This window comes from Roseovarius nanhaiticus (assembly GCF_900156535.1).
Lineage (GTDB): Bacteria > Pseudomonadota > Alphaproteobacteria > Rhodobacterales > Rhodobacteraceae > Roseovarius > Roseovarius nanhaiticus.
Genome location: NZ_FTNV01000001.1, coordinates 446,188 through 462,093 on the forward strand (window position 1 = coordinate 446,188; position 15,906 = coordinate 462,093).

The 15,906-nt window shown below is 62.4% G+C and carries 16 protein-coding genes; 5 read left to right on the top strand and 11 right to left on the bottom strand.

Features of this window, described 5'->3' with window-relative positions; genetic code table 11:
- Window positions 1-58 precede the first annotated feature (58 nt).
- From BW975_RS02110 to BW975_RS02130, 5 genes are all read right to left on the bottom strand, one after another.
- A complete protein-coding gene (locus tag BW975_RS02110; RefSeq protein ID WP_076530576.1) occupies window positions 59-1,429 on the bottom strand; it encodes a glutamine synthetase family protein in 1,371 nt (456 codons plus the stop codon).
- An 81-nt stretch (window positions 1,430-1,510) separates the two neighbouring features.
- Complete coding sequence (locus BW975_RS02115; protein ID WP_076530578.1) at window positions 1,511-2,551, bottom strand: TRAP transporter substrate-binding protein; 1,041 nt, start codon at window positions 2,549-2,551, stop codon at window positions 1,511-1,513.
- 59 nt (window positions 2,552-2,610) lie between these two features.
- Window positions 2,611-3,930 carry a TRAP transporter large permease gene (locus BW975_RS02120; RefSeq protein ID WP_076530580.1) on the bottom strand — a complete coding sequence of 440 codons (1,320 nt, stop codon included), beginning with the start codon at window positions 3,928-3,930 and terminating at the stop codon, window positions 2,611-2,613.
- Window positions 3,930-4,526 (bottom strand): TRAP transporter small permease subunit, encoded by a 597-nt coding sequence (locus tag BW975_RS02125; protein WP_076530582.1) that lies wholly within the window; start codon window positions 4,524-4,526, stop codon window positions 3,930-3,932. Before BW975_RS02125 ends, BW975_RS02120 begins: the two co-directional genes overlap by 1 nt.
- Window positions 4,519-5,304 carry an N-formylglutamate amidohydrolase gene (locus tag BW975_RS02130; protein WP_076530584.1) on the bottom strand — a complete coding sequence of 262 codons (786 nt, stop codon included), beginning with the start codon at window positions 5,302-5,304 and terminating at the stop codon, window positions 4,519-4,521. Before BW975_RS02130 ends, BW975_RS02125 begins: the two co-directional genes overlap by 8 nt.
- A 117-nt stretch (window positions 5,305-5,421) precedes the next feature.
- Here BW975_RS02130 and BW975_RS02135 point away from each other — a divergent pair, with 117 nt between their 5' ends.
- Complete coding sequence (locus BW975_RS02135; RefSeq protein ID WP_076530586.1) at window positions 5,422-6,312, top strand: MurR/RpiR family transcriptional regulator; 891 nt, start codon at window positions 5,422-5,424, stop codon at window positions 6,310-6,312.
- Window positions 6,313-6,315: 3 nt separating this feature from the next.
- On the opposite strand, the gene BW975_RS02140 is transcribed toward BW975_RS02135, so the two are convergent.
- Window positions 6,316-6,936 (bottom strand): TetR/AcrR family transcriptional regulator, encoded by a 621-nt coding sequence (locus BW975_RS02140; protein WP_076530588.1) that lies wholly within the window; start codon window positions 6,934-6,936, stop codon window positions 6,316-6,318.
- Window positions 6,937-7,127: 191 nt separating this feature from the next.
- Here BW975_RS02140 and BW975_RS02145 point away from each other — a divergent pair, with 191 nt between their 5' ends.
- Window positions 7,128-8,573, top strand: coding sequence for a dihydrolipoyl dehydrogenase (locus tag BW975_RS02145; protein WP_076530590.1), 1,446 nt, complete (start codon window positions 7,128-7,130; stop codon window positions 8,571-8,573).
- A 37-nt stretch (window positions 8,574-8,610) separates the two neighbouring features.
- Here the strand turns inward: BW975_RS02145 and BW975_RS02150 are convergent, their stop codons facing one another.
- The gene (locus BW975_RS02150; protein WP_076530592.1) at window positions 8,611-10,098 is read right to left on the bottom strand and encodes a DegQ family serine endoprotease; all 1,488 of its coding nucleotides are present in this window, start codon (window positions 10,096-10,098) and stop codon (window positions 8,611-8,613) included.
- A 260-nt stretch (window positions 10,099-10,358) separates the two neighbouring features.
- Between BW975_RS02150 and BW975_RS02155 the strand changes: the two genes are divergently transcribed.
- A complete protein-coding gene (locus BW975_RS02155; protein WP_076530594.1) occupies window positions 10,359-10,727 on the top strand; it encodes a hypothetical protein in 369 nt (122 codons plus the stop codon).
- A 13-nt stretch (window positions 10,728-10,740) separates the two neighbouring features.
- Here BW975_RS02155 and BW975_RS02160 read toward each other — a convergent pair whose 3' ends face one another.
- Together BW975_RS02160 and BW975_RS02165 are read right to left on the bottom strand one after the other, a co-directional pair.
- Window positions 10,741-11,157, bottom strand: a complete 417-nt coding sequence (locus BW975_RS02160) for a DUF4112 domain-containing protein (protein ID WP_244512541.1) — start codon at window positions 11,155-11,157, stop codon at window positions 10,741-10,743.
- Window positions 11,144-11,323: a YqaE/Pmp3 family membrane protein gene (locus tag BW975_RS02165; protein WP_076533294.1), complete on the bottom strand. Its 180-nt coding sequence runs from the start codon at window positions 11,321-11,323 to the stop codon at window positions 11,144-11,146. The genes BW975_RS02160 and BW975_RS02165 overlap by 14 nt, the downstream gene beginning before the upstream one ends.
- A 250-nt stretch (window positions 11,324-11,573) precedes the next feature.
- On the opposite strand from BW975_RS02165, the gene BW975_RS02170 reads away from it, so the two are divergent.
- Entirely contained in the window at window positions 11,574-12,395 is an 822-nt protein-coding gene (locus BW975_RS02170; RefSeq protein WP_076530596.1) for a PRC-barrel domain-containing protein, read from the top strand.
- A 100-nt stretch (window positions 12,396-12,495) separates the two neighbouring features.
- Here the strand turns inward: BW975_RS02170 and BW975_RS02175 are convergent, their stop codons facing one another.
- Window positions 12,496-13,104: an HdeD family acid-resistance protein gene (locus tag BW975_RS02175; RefSeq protein ID WP_076530598.1), complete on the bottom strand. Its 609-nt coding sequence runs from the start codon at window positions 13,102-13,104 to the stop codon at window positions 12,496-12,498.
- Between the two features lie 40 nt (window positions 13,105-13,144).
- Window positions 13,145-14,704, bottom strand: a complete 1,560-nt coding sequence (locus BW975_RS02180; RefSeq protein WP_076533295.1) for a phospholipase D-like domain-containing protein — start codon at window positions 14,702-14,704, stop codon at window positions 13,145-13,147.
- Window positions 14,705-15,208: 504 nt separating this feature from the next.
- Between BW975_RS02180 and BW975_RS02185 the strand changes: the two genes are divergently transcribed.
- Window positions 15,209-15,832 carry a YqaA family protein gene (locus BW975_RS02185; RefSeq protein WP_083686950.1) on the top strand — a complete coding sequence of 208 codons (624 nt, stop codon included), beginning with the start codon at window positions 15,209-15,211 and terminating at the stop codon, window positions 15,830-15,832.
- The last annotated feature ends 74 nt before the right edge of the window (window positions 15,833-15,906 follow it).

Genomic DNA, 15,906 nt, shown 5'->3' on the forward strand with positions numbered 1-15,906 from the left:
CAAAATATCCCCGCCGGAGGCTCCGGCGCTCTCAATTAACTCCGGCCTCAGCCGCGCCTTAACAGCGCTCGAAGCCGCGTGCGATCTCGTAATCGGTGACGACGGCGTCGAAGTCCTCGATTTCGACCTCGGCGGCGCGGGCATAGTGATCGACCACATCATCACCCAGTGTCTTGCGCAGCATCTTGGACCCTTTCAGCGATGCGTAGGCATCCCGAAGATTGGTCGGGATCATCCCCTCGTCACCGGAATAGGCATCGCCCTTGAAGGGCGCGCCCAACTCCAGCTTTTCCTCGATGCCGGCAAGGCCGGCGGCCAGTTGCACTGCCATGGCGAGGTAGGGGTTGATGTCGGATCCGCCCACGCGGCATTCGACGCGCACGCCCTTTGTCGACTCGCCACAGAGGCGGAAACCGGCGGTGCGGTTGTCGACGGACCAGATGGTGCGCGTGGGGGCAAAGGTGCCCTTCTGGAACCGCTTGTAGCTGTTGATATAGGGCGCGAGGAAATACGTGTAGTCCGGTGCGTATTTCAGCATACCGGCCATGTAATGCTTCATCAGCTGCGACATTCCCAGATCGTCGGATTTGTCGAAAAACGCGTTCTGCCCGTCCTTCCACAGCGACTGATGCACGTGGGAGGAACTGCCGACACGGTCCTTGTTCCACTTGGGCAGGAACGAGACAGCATGGCCCTGCTGCCACGCGATTTCCTTGGTCGCGTGCTTGGCGATCGTATGGAAATCGGCCGTATCGAGGGCGGCGGCGTATTTGATGTTCAGCTCTTCCTGGCCCGCTTCGGCCTCGCCCTTGGTGCATTCGATGGGCAGGCCCGCGTTATAGAGATGATTGCGCAAGGGGCGCATCACATGCTCTTCTTTTGTGGTCTGGAAGAGGTTGTAATCCTCGTTATAGCCCGAGATCGGCGCGAGGTCGCGGTAGCCGTCCTTGCGGATCTCGTCAAAGCTTTTCTCGAAGAGGAAAAACTCCAGCTCGGTCGCCATCATGGCGGTCATTCCCATCTCTTCCAGCCGGGCCAGCTGTTTTTTCAGCATCGCGCGGGGGGAATGGGGCACGGGCTCGTGTGTGTGGTGGTCCAGTACGTCGCAGAGGACCAGAACGGTGCCGTCCAGCCACGGCATGGGGCGCAGCGTGTCCAGATCGGGCCGCATGACGTAATCGCCATAGCCCGACTCCCACGAGGTGCTGGCATAGCCTTCGGGCGTCGCCATCTCCAGATCGGTGGCCAACAGGTAGTTGCAGCAATGGGTTTCTTCCCAGGCGCCATTGATGAAGTGCTGCGCGTGAAAACGCTTGCCCATCAGGCGGCCCTGCATATCGACAAGGGCAACCAGAACGGTGTCGACCGTTCCGTCCTTCACCTGTTTCTTCAGATCGTCAAAGCTGAGCGCGGCGGTTTGGGCAGGCATGGGGAACCTCGAAAATAGGATGGCGATGTGGAAATGTGCCCGCCCCGGCGACGTGCCGGAGCGGGCGGACGTCAGGCGGGATCACTCGAAGTTGTAGGGAGGTCCGGCCTTGCTGATCACGTCATTGTAGTCGCGGAAGATCTGCACCACCTTCTGGTGAACCTCGCCCTCTTCGGCGATCTCGTCCCAGAAGGTCAGCGCGGCCTGTTCGACCTCCTTCCACTCGGATTGCGGGATCGAGCGCAGTTTCAGCTTGTCGCCTTGCGCGCGCAGACGCGCCTCGCCGCCCCAGTACCACTGGTTGCGATACGTGTGGCTGGCCTCGATGCCGGCCATGACGATCTGCTTGAGGTGCTCGGGCAGGTCCGCCCATTTCTGCGGGTTGACGAAGAACGATCCGATCCACGCACCCGAGATGTTGTTGGTCAGGAAGTAGTCGGTGACGTCCGCCCAGCCCACCGTGTAATCCTCGGTGATGCCAGACCATGCCATGCCGTCCAGCTCGCCCGTCTGCACCGCGACTTCGGCATCCTCGTAGGGGATGCTGACCGGCACGACGCCGAATTGCGACAGGAACCGGCCCGCCGTGGGGAAGGTATATAGGCGCAGGCCATCCAGATCGGCCAGCGACGTGATTTCCTTGGTGGTGTTGAAGTTGCACGGATCCTGGCCCGCGGCGGACAGCCACTTGACGCCGACCTTGTCGTATTCCTCGGTCCAGATATCGGCCAGACCGTACTGGTTGAAGAGAACAGGCACGTCGAGGATGTGCTTGGTCGCCATCGGGAAATAGCCGCCGAACCGCTGCAGCGGCGTGGGCGAGGCCATCGAGTCGTCATCCGAATGCACGCCGTCGATTGTGCCACGCTGCAGCGCCTGAAAGAGCTCGCCGGTGGGCACGATCTGATCTGCGTAGAACAGCTCGATCTCCATCTCGCCATTTGCGGCGCTGTTGATGTAGTCGATCGCCGGTTTTGTCACCTGCTCGCCCAGGGCAGCGCCGGCATAGGTCTGAAAACGCCATTTGATCGGCGCCTGCGCGCGCACGATCGAGGGTGCGCCCAGTGCGGTCGCCGCGGTGCCGATGCCGGCGGAGGCCAGAAACTTTCTGCGTGTCGTCATCTTTTTTCTCCTTGGTTGGATCATGTGTCGCCCCGGTTCGGCCGGGATCGGGATTGGGCCTAGTTATAGACCAGATTAGGCAGCCACAGCGCGATTTGCGGGAATGCCATGACGGCGATCAACGCACCGACCATGACCGCCACAAAGGGGATGATCGAGCGATAGATATCGCGGATCGAAATCTCGGGAGGGGCCATGGCGCGCATGAGGAAGAGGTTATAGCCGAAGGGTGGCGTCATATAAGCGATCTGGCAAGTGATGGTGTAAAGCACGCCATACCAAATCAGGTCAAAGCCCAGCTGACCGACCAGAGGCACGTATAGGGGCGCGACGATGACCAGCATCGCGGTATCGTCCAGAAACGTACCCATGATGATAAAGCTGAGCTGCATCAGGATCAGGATCACCCAAGGCGACAGGCCCCATTGCGTGGTGAAGAGGTCCGAGATCGCTTTGACCGCGCCCAGCCCGTCAAAGATCGCGCCAAAGCCGAGAGCGGCGAGGATGATCCACATGAACATGCACGAAATGCCCAGCGTCTGGCGTACCGAATTCTCGAACACCTCCCGCGTCATCCGGCCTTTGAGCACGGCGGCAAGGAACGCGGCCATCGCACCGATTGCACTGCTTTCCACAAGGCTCGTCCAACCCTTGACGAAAGGCACCATCATCACGGCAAAGATCAGCAGCGGCAAAAGGCCCGCGCTCAGCAGGCGCAGTTTCTCGCCCATGGGCACATCGCGGTCTTCGGGGGGCAGGGGCGGGCCCAGGTCCGGCTGCATCCGGCAGCGCACATAGATGTAGATGACGAACATCGTCGCCATCATCAGGCCGGGAATCACACCCGCCAGCCAGAGTTGCCCCACCGGCTGCCGCGCGATCATCGCATAAAGGACCAGCACGACCGAGGGCGGCACGAGGATGCCAAGCGAAGAGCCCGCCTGAATGACGCCCGTCACCATGATCTTGTCATAGCCGCGCTTCAACAGTTCCGGCAGCGCGATGGTGGCGCCGATGGCCATGCCCGCGACCGACAGACCATTCATGGCCGAGATCAGCACCATCAGCAGGATCGTGCCAATCGCCAAACCGCCGCGCACCGGCCCCATCCAGACGTGGAACATCTTGTAGAGATCGTCCGCGATGCGGCTCTCGCTCAGGACGTAGCCCATGAAGATGAACATCGGCAGCGTCAGCAGCGGATACCATTTCATCAGCTTCATCGCCGCCGAGAACGGCACATCCGCGCCGCCGGTCCCCCACAAAAGCATGCCGCCCGCCGCCGCAACAAAGCCGATGGCGCCGAACACCCGCTGACCCGTCAGCAGCATCAGCATCATCGAGCTGAACATGAGAATCGCGATCATTTCGTATGGCATCAGAGCTCCACCCCGCGGATACGGCCGATATCGCGGAAAAATTCAGCCAGCACCTGAAGGATCATCAGGGTGACGCCGAGGATCATGATTGCCTTGACCGGCCAGATAAAAGGCCGCCAGGCGGTCGGGCTGCGCTCCATGAAACCCATCTGCTCCTTGGCAGCGCTGGGCCCTTCGGTGACGAACGTGGTGAGAAGATTCCAGAAGAAGCTGAACGGCTCGCCTTGGAAATGTCCCAGCGAATAGGCAGTCGAGCCGATGGCGCCATAGAGCAGAACGCCGAGATAGAAGAGCAGGAAGAGCACGGTGAACGCGTCCATCCATGCCTTCTGCTTTGCGCTCCATTCGCCATAGAACAGATCCATGCGCACGTTCGAGCCCATCTGAATCGCATAGGGCCCGCCCAGAACGTAATAGGCGACCATGACGAATTGCGCCGTCTCGAGCGTCCAAAGCGTCGGATCAAAGAATGTCTTGGACACCGACGACCAGAGCAGAACGCCGATCAGCGCAAAGATCAGATACATCGCGACGCGCCCGACAAAGCGGTTCATCGCGTCGATCCCGCGCACATAACCCCGAATGATGCTAGGCATGCGCCGCCCCTTGGGTTTGCAGGCCCAGATGCACCAGCGCGGGCGTGATCATGGCGCAGAGCTCATCGCCCATGGCGGCGATTTGCGCGGGTGTCTGCAGCAGGTCGTTGCGCACCTCGATCATCACATTGGGCAGGTCATTGGCCATCCCGTGGATCTGCAGCGAGTGGGTCACGCCATCCTCGGGGCCATAGGGGCGATTGCGGTGCAGGCCGCGCCGCTCCAGCTTGGCGCCGGCTTTCAGCATCGCGTCCGCCAGTGCGCTGTCCGCATCATGCAGAATGCCCACTTCCGTCTCACGCATCTGGCCGTAATAGACCGGGGTAAAGCTGTGAACGGTGATGATCGCCGTCGGCTGCGTACGGGCAGCGCGAGCCTCGATCTGGGCGGTCACGGCCGCGCAGAAGGGGCGATAGACTGCCTCGGTCCGCCGATCGCGCTGGGCCTGTGTCAGCCTCGCATTGCCCGGTACCTCGATCAGCTCGGATTTCTCGGGCATGGCCGACGCGGCCTCGGGCGGGCGGTTGCAGTCATAGACCAGCCGCGAAACGGTGCTGGCCACAAGCGTGCCATCAAGGCGGCGCATCAGGTGCAGGGCCAGATCGCGCGCGCCGGGATCCCACGCCGCATGGCTGGTTGCGGCCTCATCGCTGAGGCCGAGGCCGTCATAGTCCGCCGGGATGCGGTGCGATGCATGCTCGCACAGGATCAGTGCAGCGCCGGTGGCGCCCTCCCCGATCACTTCGACCGCATCGCTGCCTTCCGGCTGCTCCGACATGACATCCCCTCCCTTGATGAAAAATTGTTTTCACGCGCGGGAATTTCTGTCAATATCTTTCCAGTCACAAATCGCGGCTCACCCTCTTTTGGCCGTCCCCCATGTAAGGCCCGGCACATGAGCGATCCGGCCCTCAGCGGCTCGACCCCCAATCACAAGACCGTCCGCGAGGCGATCCGCAGCCATTATGCCTCGCTGACCGCGTCCGAGCGCAAGTTCGCGCAGGCCCTTCTGGACAACTATCCCGCCGCCGGCCTCGCCTCGATCACCATCGCGGCGGCCAATGCCGAGGTGTCTACGCCCACGCTGGCAAGGCTGGTGCAAAAGCTGGGCTTCAAGGGGTATCCGCAGTTTCAGCAAGCGCTTCTGGCCGAGCTGGAGGCCAAGGCGTCTGGCCCCACGCAGCGGCGCGATCAATGGGCCAGCGACGTGCCCGCAACGCATTTGCTGAATCGCTTCGCCACCGCCATCGGCGACAATATCCAGCAGACGCTGGCCAATATCGACAGCGCGCAATTCGATTCCGCCGCGCAGCTGCTGGCCGATCCTGAACGTCGCCTCTACGTCGTCGGGGGCCGGATCAGCCGCGCGCTGGCCGATTACGCCTTTACCCATTTTCAGGCGGTGCGGCGGCGCATCACGCATATGACTTCCAGCTCGGCCACATGGCCGCATTACGTGCTGGATATGTCGGAGGGCGATGTGTTGCTGCTGTTCGATATGCGCCGCTATGAGACAAACCTTTTGCGCCTCGCGCAACTGGCCAGCGCACGCGGCGTGCGCGTCATCCTGATGACAGATCAGTGGACCAGCCCGGTGGCGAACCACGCCGAGCACACGTTTCACTCATGGACGCAGATCCCCTCGGCCTGGGATAGCAACACCTCTACGATGATGCTGCTAGAGGCGCTGATCGCTGCCGTTCAAGAGGCCAATTGGCCCGAAACGCGCGACCGATACGAACGGTTGGATGCCATATTCGACGCCGCGCGGTTGTTCGAGAAATAGCGCCTAGCGACGCGCGTTACCGCCCGGCAGGCCGGACAGCGCATCGTCGCGCGCGGCCTCCAATGCCGAAATGGGCACGCCGCTGCGCGACATGACACGCAGACCCGCATAGACCGCCAGCAGCATCTGCGCCCGGTCGGGCGCCGCATCGTCACCGACAATCTCGCTTAAGGTGCGCTGCAGCGCGGCGGCCAGCTTGGAATAGCAGCGCTGCACGATGGCGGCGGTTTCCGAATCCAACGCGGCCCGATCCGCCGAGGCGTTGCACAAAAAACAGCCCTTGGCATCGCCGTGATCGCGCACCGCAGCGATGGGTGCGTCAAGAAAGGCCGCGACCCGCTCGAGTGCTGGCGCTTCGTCATTGCGCAGCATCTCGGCGCCCGCATCCACCATGTTGGCCTCGAACGCCGCAAGGGCGCGCATGTACATCGAATGCTTATTGCCGAACGTGGCATAAAGGCTGGCTTTGCCCAGACCTGTCGCGCGAATAATGTCACTCAGGCCCGTCCCTTCATAACCATGCTCCCAGAACAACTGCATGATGGCGCCAAGCGCCTGCTCCTCCTTGAACAATCGCGGTCGGCCGGGCGCGGCGCGGGTTTTGGTGGTTGTCTGATGCTCCATCTGAATTGCCCTCCTCACAGTGACGTTAGGTAACAATTCCCTGTCACCACTTCAAGACCGCTCGGTCAATATGTGTGGTCGAGGGGTGGCCCGCAGCTTTCAAGACTGCCGGAGGCAACGAAGCGCCCGGGCCGCGCGTTAAGCTCCGACAGGATGTATCCGCAGATATTTGACCAAAAGGATTTCCCGCCATGAGCACTTACGACGTCGATGTCGCCATACTGGGCGCAGGCACCGCAGGCATGGCTGCCTATCGCGCCGCTGCCAAGCATACGGATAGCATTGCGCTGCTGGATGGCGGGCCGCTTGGCACCACGTGCGCGCGGGTCGGTTGCATGCCGTCCAAGCTGCTGATCGCGGCGGCAAACAAGGCCCATGCGGCGCAGGATACTGCGCGATTCGGCATCCATCTGGACCCGCCACATATCGACGGCGCAGCGGTGATGCAGCGCGTGCGCGACGAGCGGGACCGCTTTGTCGGCTTTGTGCTGGACGCGGTCGATGATTTTCCCGACCGGCACGTGATCCGCGAGCATGCGGTTTTTGAGGATGACCACACGTTGCGCCTCACATCTGGCCGCAAGCTGACCGCGCGTGCCATCGTTATCGCCACCGGCTCGCATCCCATGATTGCGGGCCCCATCAAGGGCGCGGGCGACCGCCTTTATACCAATGACGGAATTTTTGATTGGCAGGATTTGCCCGAGTCCGCCGCGGTCTTTGGCGCCGGCATAATTGGCCTTGAGCTGGGCCAGGCGCTGCACCGGCTGGGCGTGCGGACGCGTCTTTTCGGGCGCAACCACGCCGTCGGCCCGATCTCGGACCCCGAGGTGCGCGCCCGCGCGGGCGAGATCTTTGAGGCGGAGTTTTCCGCGCATTGGCACGCTGACAGCGAGGTGACGCAGGATGGGGACGGCGTCATCGTGCGGTGGTCCGACGCCTCGGACGAGGATGCGCCGTGGCACGAGGAGCGTTTCGATTGCGTCGTTGCCGCAACGGGCCGCGCGCCGAATGTCGCAAAGCTGGGCCTCGATCAAACCAGCCTGCCTCTGGACCAGAACGGCGTGCCGATCTTCGACAGACTGTCGATGCGGATTGGCGATAGCCATATCTTCATGGCCGGGGATTGCGGCGATGATTTGCCGCTTCTGCACGAAGCATCCGACGAGGGCACCATGGCCGGCGAGAACGCGGCCCTGTTGCCCGCATCCTACCGCAAGCAGCGGCGCACACCGCTCAGCATCGTCTTCAGCGATCCGCAGATCGCCCTTATCGGCGCCACCCACGCCGAGCTAACGGAGAGCGCGTGCAACTTTGCCGTCGGATCTGTGGAGTTCGAGGATCAGGGGCGCTCGCGCACGATGGGGCTTGGTGGCGGTCTGCTGCGCATCTATGCCGAGCTTGATACGGGCCGGGTTCTTGGGGCTGAAATGGCTGGTCCCGATGCCGAGCATATCGGCCACCTGCTGGCCTGGGCCATCGAAGAGAATGCGACGGTGGATCGGATGCTGTCCTACCCGTTCTATCACCCGACGCTGGAGGAAGGCTTGCGCACCGCGCTGCGCAACACCGCCGCCGCGCTCAGCATGGGGCCAAAGCCGCCTCTGCGCAGCATAGATTGCGGGCCCGGCGCGTGAACGCCGGGCCCGCCTGTACTGCGTGCGTCGCCTTGGATCAGCTGGCGTCTTGCGTCAGCTTGGCGGCGACGAAGGTATAGTTTCCGCCGCGATAGACCCGCAGCAGCAGGGGCGTTTCGGCCTCGGCGGCTTTTGCGACGGCACTGCGTAGCGCCTCGACGTCGGCGATGTCGTCACCCGAAGCCGCGGTGATCACGTCGCCCGGTTGCAGGCCCGCTTCGGCGGCGGCGCTGCCCGGTTCGATGCCGGTGACGGCCAGGCCGCTCAGCTCTTCGGGCAGGCTCAGCCGGGCGCGCAGCGCAGCATCAAGCGGTGCGATGGAAACGCCCAGTTGCGGGGTGTCATCCGCCGCAGGCTCGGCCGTGCTGGCGTCGGGCGAGCTTTGAGTCGGGTGCATGCCGATGGCCACGGTCAGCTCTTTGGTTTCGCCGTCGCGCAGGATGCTCAGCGTCGCGTCTGATCCGACCTCAAGATCGGCCACGGCCAGCGACAGTGCGCGCGGTCCGTCGATAGGCGTGCCGCCCAGCGACAGGATCACGTCACCGGGCACAAGGCCCGCTTCCTCGGCGGGGCTGCCGCGCGTGACGGACGAGACCAGCGTGCCCTCGGCACCCTCAAGGCCCAGCGCCTCTGCGATATCCTCGGTCACCGGCTGAATGCCGACGCCCAGCCAGCCACGCTCGACCATGCCGTCATCGCGCAGATCGGCGACGATCCGTTCTGCCACCGCCGAGGGCACGGCAAAGCCGATGCCGACGCTGCCGCCCGAGGGCGAGACAATGGCGGTGTTCACGCCGACCACGTCGCCATCGACGTTGAACAGCGGTCCGCCCGAGTTGCCCCGGTTGATCGCGGCGTCGGTTTGCAGAAAGTCGTCATAGGGGCCAGCATTGATATTGCGCGAACGCGCCGACAGGATGCCCGCCGTCACGGTGCCGCCGAGGCCAAAGGGATTGCCGATGGCCACGGTCCAGTCCCCGATTTCCAGATCGTCGGACGAGCCCCATTCGACATGCGGCAGATCCTCTTCGCTCTCGATCTTGAGAAGCGCGATATCGGTCGCGGGGTCGGTTCCGATCAGCTCCGCGTCAAAGCGGCGCTCGTCCTCCAATACGACTTCGATGCCGGTCGCGCCCTCGATCACGTGGTTATTGGTCACGACATAGCCGTCACCGGTGATGATGAAGCCCGAGCCTTGCGCCTGCGCCGGACCTTGCGGGGCGCGCGGGCCTTGGGGTGCACCAAAAAGATCACCGAGGCCAGGGGGCAGTTGCGGCTGCGCGCCGCGCTGCGCGGCGGGCGCCTCGACTGTGCTGACGATGCCGACGACGGCGGGCAGCTTCTCTTTGACGATGTCCGAGAAGGTGATTGGCGCGCCCGCGATGGGCGCGGCGGCGCTGTTTGCGCTGGTCGGTGCGTCCTGCTGTGCGATGCCGGCCATCGGGACCGTCAAGGCCAGGCCGATGGCGGTGGCTGCGCCGATCATCAGGCGCGGTTTTCCGTTGAGCCGGGAAAGTTGTGTCATGAATGGTTCCTCAATGAAGTGATGACAGCGAGTTGGATAATCCCGCGCGCGCGTTCAAGGCATCGCGGCGCCCTTGCCGGTCACATCTCGTTCCCATTCATGTGAAAGATATTTCGTCAGCCCCATCGGACTGGGCGGTGCAGAGGGCTGCGACGCGCTGCCGCGCGCGTCCATCGGAACAACGCCGCGCGCGCAGGGTTGGGTCTGCAATAAGGGCGCAGCACTGAGGCGCAACCAACCGTAATGTTGAGGAGAGAATGATGGCCAAGGCAAAGAATTCCGCCGCCCCGAAGCACACCGAAGCGGGCCCCGACATCGCGCCCCATGGCCGCGAAAAGACGTTGGAGGAGCATCGCGGCCGGCTGGAGGGCGAACCAGCAGCGGCCCCGCTCGAAACCGATGCGGAGAGTGGCGGCGCGTCAGCAGTGGCCGGATTGCCGGACGGTGAGGCCCCTCGCGATCCGGCAAAGCCGTACCTCCAAGACGAGGAGCGAGAAGGCCAGAAGAAGACCGCGGGTCAGGAGCGCAAGATTGCCGAGGCCGATGCCTCTGGAAACACCGGTTGGCTGAAGTGGGTGATTGGGGGGCTCCTGCTCTTGGCGATCGCTTATGCCGCCATGCAGATGTGACCCGAGATCGCGGTCAGTCCGCTGAACTCGCTCTCGTCAAATCGCCTCGCAGTAGGGTGGCGTTACGCAAGTTCGCCTTGTAGCCGATATCGAACAGGTCGCCTACCAGAGGGATTGCGCCAATCACAAGGTCAATCCCGCTGTTCATGGTCATTCGCACCAATGTCCGGCGACGCGCGCCATGCTGCCAGCCGCGCTGGATCATCCAGAGCGGCGGCAGCATGACAGCGACGTCACCAATGCCCGGCACAAGGCCGATCAATCCGTCCAGACCGATCCGCGTGCCGACCAGCGGTAAGCGGAATTGTGCATCCATCAGGCGTGCGACGGTGTCGATACGCTCAAGATCCCGCAGAACTGCAGTTTGGGGGCGGTTGGGATCCGCTGACTGCGGGCTTGTATCGCCCGCCAACTCGTCAGGACGACGCACGGCCCGGTCCCCTTGATCCGATGATATATACGGCATGGGCGATCCCCGGCACGTAGCCCAAGAGCGTCAGCAGGACATTGATCCAGAAGTGCTTTCCCAACCCCACTTGCAGGAAAACGCCCAAGGGTGGCAGCAGGATGGCCAACACGATGCGAATGAGGTCCATGTGTTTCTCCGATTCAATTTGGCGGCAATTATGCATGCAAACGCAATGCTGCGTGCCAGTGTTCCGGGCCTTTCGTTGGCGCGCTGCCTTGCATCTGGAAACAAGTGCAGAGTTGGCGTCTTGAACGCATTTGCAGCTGCATTTGTTCCAACAACTTTTTACCAAAATTCTTGAAACTTCAGGACGCCGTTGGGGCTTGAGTCACCATGAAGCAGGCACGCCCTGCACAAGACTTGAAGGAGCAATTCACATGAAACGCTTTATGATGACCACCGCCCTCGTTATGGCAACTGCAACACCCGCCGCCGTTCTGGCCGACAACCACGACGCCGCAGCGTCGATGTTCGAGGCTCAGTCGCCCGCCGGTGAAACCATGGACATGAAGGCGTCCAACCTGATCGGACACCGCCTCTACATGCCCGAAGAAGGCACCGACATGGGCGCCATGGGCGAGATCACCGATGCACCCGACAACTGGGTCATGGCCGGTGAGATCGACGACGTCGTGATCGGCAAGGACGGCAAGGTTCAGGATGTGCTGGTCGATGCTGGCGGCTTCCTGGGTATGGGCGAGACAGAGCGCCGCGTGGCACTCGACTCCATCCGCTTCCAGCCGGATGCCGACGATGAGGGCGAATACTTTGCCATCTACACCGGCGACCGCAAGATGCTGGAAGAGACCGAAAGCTATGATGAGGACGCCTCGAACGAGATGGGCGAAACTCTCGGCACGGCGAGCTGGGAAGGCTATGGCATGAACGACGGTGCAGAGATGCAAACCGTCAGCTTCGACAGCATGACCACCGAAGATCTGCTGGGTACGACCGTTTATGGCGGTAATGACGAGTGGGTCGGCGAAATCAGCGAACTGGCGCTGGGCGATGACGGCAATGTGTCGGCCGTGATCCTCGACGTCGGCGGCTTCCTCGGAATTGGCGAGCGTGCGGTGTCCATGCCGATGGACAAGGTTGAGTTGCGCCGCATGGGCGACGAGGGCGATATCAGCGCCTATGTCAGTGCCACCGAAGAAGAGCTGATGAACATGGAAGAGTGGACCGAGAGCGAGTCGTAAGACTGCCTCGACGCTGAACCAATAAGGGCGGGCCGATTGCGGCCCGCCCTTTTTTCGTACCAGCCAAGCGCTATTGCAAGGCAGGCTGGCGATCGAAAGATCAAAGTGCTGCAGCCTCGCGCGCCGCCGCCAGCTTGGCGCTTTGCGTGCCGACCGCGATCAAGATGATCCCCCACATCACCAGATCGATGCCCAAAAGGACACCCGGCACCCAGGCCGCGCTCAGCGGCAAACCGGCCAGCAACATTGCCGCCAGAACAAGCGCCAAAAGCCCGCCCGCGATCAGCCAGCCGCCACCGTCGCCTTGCCGCCACATACGCACGCCGTAATAGAGGCGCAGCGCACCACTGGCGGCGAAAAAGGCGATGATAAGCGCAGTGATCGTGATAAGGCCGATCATCGGCTGCGCCAGGATCAAAAGCCCGATCAACACCGAGAGCGCGCCACTCAGCGCGGCGGCCAGCATGTGCCAGCCGTGCCGCCGGCGCAGCGCCGCAACGATGCCGACCACGCCCGACGCGATCAAAATCCAAGCAGCAAAAAATACAGCCGTCACGGAGGCGATCAGCGGCATGGCGATGGCCAGCGTGCCGCCGATCAGCGTTACGATCCCAATGATGAGTAGGATCCATTTGTTGTGCGCAGCTTCCTTGCCCGCAACGAACGCGGTCTCTTTTTGGCCCGCAGCATCGTGATTGGTTTCGGTCATGTCGGTCTCCTTGACTTAGGTAAAGATTGGCGGGCGCGCCTCAGACCATCGCGTCAGGAATCCCCGGCAGGCGGCGGCCGAATTTGCGCGCAGGCTCTACATCATAGGGCACGAGAAAGCCGCGCCGCTTTTCGGGCGCAACCTCGGCGTTGCGCCGTGCACGCTCGGCCCACAGCTCGACTGCGCTGTCGGCGGCATAGAATTCGGGCCCCGCATCCGCGCCCAGCCAATGGCGAAAGATGCGGTCCCGCAGGCTTTCGACCTCGGACTGATCGTTCAGCAGGACGCCCGCCTCGGTATCCCACAGCATCGAGCGCCCGTTGAGATTGGCCGACGACACGATGGCGCGGTCGCAATCGAAGATCGACACCTTGGAATGGACATAGATGATGGGCGATCCCCAAAGCGTGTCGCGCTCCCCTGTATCCAGAGATTTGGGTCGTACGGGCGAGCAGATCGTCATGCGCGCGCCGAACGATTTGCGCAGGATGTCGACGCATGTCGCCTGCAGGTATTCGCCGAATTTCACGTCAGAGCCTGTCTGTCCGTCAAAGGCCACTTCCTCGGGTGCGCCTGGCACGACGATGATCAGCTTAAGCGACGGATTTTTCGCGGCCGCCTCGGCCAGTCGGTTGCAAAGGGGCCGATCCCGCAGGAACTGCGTTTCGAGATAGATCAAACCGCGGGCGCGCTGCACCAGCCGGTGATGATCGTCGGCGATTGTATGCACCAGCGGCTTTGGCCCGAGGAAGGGCCAATCTGTCTTGCGGCGCCGCGACAAGGTGCGCAGCAGTCGGCCTTCGGCAGTGGGCGCGCGGGTGCCTGCGACGACGTCCAGAAACTCCTCCAGATGGCTATGTACATCCTTGGCCACCGGTCCGGTGCAGCGCAGTTGTACGTCCTGCCACGTCTCCGATCGCTCGCGATCGTGGTTTTTGTCGTCATAGCGCCGCTCGTTCAGGTCGAGGCCGCCGACAAAAGCAGTCTGCCGGTCGATCACGCAGATTTTCTGATGGTGCGTGCCGGGAATGAGCGACGGGATGGGCCAACGCTTGGCTGTGTAGGTGCCATCTGGCGTCCGGCGCAGAAGCGGGCGAACGCCCGGACTGCATTCCAGCCGACGTGCCGCCTGATCGGATGTCATGTCGTTCAACTTGGCGGCGACCTTGTTCACCTCCTTGATGAGGCGCGGCCACAGGAAGATGCGCGGCAGGATGCCAACTTTGGCCGAGTGGGCCGCATTGGTCACGACCAGCTGTGCGCCCTTGCCCGCCACCTCGCGCGCGGCAACAAAAGCGCGGCGCGTCTTCCACGAATTGAAATGCAGTTTGGGTGCGAGGACGGCGTCAAAATCCGAAATGACGAATTTCATACGCACGCCCTTGCGCAGCACATGAACGATCAGGTCGAACCAATCCTCGCCAATGGCGAGGCCTTCATCACTTCGCAGTTTCGTTGCCAGATCAAAGACCCGGTAGCCTGCCGAGATCTCCTGCTCGGCGGACAAAAAGGCGCGCTCCATCGCTGGATAGACCTCTTGCGCTGTCAGGAGCACTTTCAGTGTATCGGTAGTGTCTGTAATATCGGCGGAACGGCTCACATCGACCTCGCGCGCAAGAAAAAAGCCGCTCGCGTTTATCGCAGCGACATTGTTCAACGCGCCCAATGCAGGGCAAGTTCCAAAACGTCTTGGGTGGGCAGGGCCAGCAGCCGCGGTGCCGCGTCACTCGGCAGGGATATTATCCTGCTCTTGTTCTTGCAGCTTCCGCAAGATGTCTGCCATTTCCTTTGGCAGGTCTTGCGATGGGGTGTCACGATAGGCACGCTTCAGGTTTTTCGCTACAGGGTTGGTCACGGCTTTTACTCGCTTTCTCGATTTCTCAATACCACTCCGTCGTTGCGGTCGTTTGTGCGCTCTTGAGGCGCGACAGGGCACTAACGGCGCGTCATCGCGCTGGGTTCCGATCCATCTTGTCACAGTTTTCGTGAATGTTGCATAAATGCACTGGCGAATTGAGCGCCGCGGGGCCGTCCCAAGCCTGCCGCCCGGAACCGCGCCACGCGCGCAGCGTTGGCCCATGAGTAGGAATTGGGCAGGTTCATAATGGCGGTAAGAGACAGCGCAGCGCGCAATGATGAACCAGAAGGCACGGCACAAAGCGACGCGCCTGGCTGGACCGACCGTTTGTCCAACAGCCGCATCGGTCTGGCGATCTTGTCGCTGGCCGAAAGCACGGCATTGCCTATCCCGCTCGAGGCTATCGTCGTGCCCCTGATGGTGGGCCACCCGAAGCGCGCCTTGCGCATCGCGCTTGTCATCTGGCTTGGGTGCTTGGTCGGGGCCAGCCTTTTTTACCTTGTCGGCTATCTTCTGGCCGATCCGGTGGTCATTCCGGTCCTGCAATATCTCGGGCTTGAGCAGAGCTATAACGACATGGCCGAAAGACTGTCCCGCGGCGGCCTGTTCTGGACCGTTTTTCTGGTGTCGCTCTTGCCCGCACCGCTGCAATTCGCCACGCTCGGGGCGGGCGCGATCGGCGGTAATTTTGCGGTATTCTTCGTGGCGATCACCATTTCGCGCGGGCTGCGGTATTTCGGCATGGCAATCCTGGCGCAATTCGTGGGCGAGCGGATCGCGCATTTGAATATCCCCAAACGCTACCTAGTGCTGGGTCTGGCCGCCGCGCTTCTGGTCGGTTGGGGTATCATGCAACTGATCGGCATCTAGCCGCGGCGCCGCGGACGCTATACATCCGCGCGCCAAGGGTATAGAGGCCGCACCTTACGGCGCGCATCATTGCG

Excerpts from the sequence above, each read along its gene's own strand:
- BW975_RS02110 (WP_076530576.1), bottom strand. The coding sequence starts at position 1,429 with ATGCCTGCCCAAACCGCCGCGCTCAGCTTTGACGATCTGAAGAAACAG.
- BW975_RS02115 (WP_076530578.1), bottom strand. The coding sequence starts at position 2,551 with ATGACGACACGCAGAAAGTTTCTGGCCTCCGCCGGCATCGGCACCGCG.
- BW975_RS02120 (WP_076530580.1), bottom strand. The coding sequence starts at position 3,930 with ATGCCATACGAAATGATCGCGATTCTCATGTTCAGCTCGATGATGCTG.
- BW975_RS02125 (WP_076530582.1), bottom strand. The coding sequence starts at position 4,526 with ATGCCTAGCATCATTCGGGGTTATGTGCGCGGGATCGACGCGATGAAC.
- BW975_RS02130 (WP_076530584.1), bottom strand. The coding sequence starts at position 5,304 with ATGTCGGAGCAGCCGGAAGGCAGCGATGCGGTCGAAGTGATCGGGGAG.
- BW975_RS02135 (WP_076530586.1), top strand. The coding sequence starts at position 5,422 with ATGAGCGATCCGGCCCTCAGCGGCTCGACCCCCAATCACAAGACCGTC.
- BW975_RS02140 (WP_076530588.1), bottom strand. The coding sequence starts at position 6,936 with ATGGAGCATCAGACAACCACCAAAACCCGCGCCGCGCCCGGCCGACCG.
- BW975_RS02145 (WP_076530590.1), top strand. The coding sequence starts at position 7,128 with ATGAGCACTTACGACGTCGATGTCGCCATACTGGGCGCAGGCACCGCA.
- BW975_RS02150 (WP_076530592.1), bottom strand. The coding sequence starts at position 10,098 with ATGACACAACTTTCCCGGCTCAACGGAAAACCGCGCCTGATGATCGGC.
- BW975_RS02155 (WP_076530594.1), top strand. The coding sequence starts at position 10,359 with ATGGCCAAGGCAAAGAATTCCGCCGCCCCGAAGCACACCGAAGCGGGC.
- BW975_RS02165 (WP_076533294.1), bottom strand. The coding sequence starts at position 11,323 with ATGGACCTCATTCGCATCGTGTTGGCCATCCTGCTGCCACCCTTGGGC.
- BW975_RS02170 (WP_076530596.1), top strand. The coding sequence starts at position 11,574 with ATGAAACGCTTTATGATGACCACCGCCCTCGTTATGGCAACTGCAACA.
- BW975_RS02175 (WP_076530598.1), bottom strand. The coding sequence starts at position 13,104 with ATGACCGAAACCAATCACGATGCTGCGGGCCAAAAAGAGACCGCGTTC.
- BW975_RS02185 (WP_083686950.1), top strand. The coding sequence starts at position 15,209 with ATGGCGGTAAGAGACAGCGCAGCGCGCAATGATGAACCAGAAGGCACG.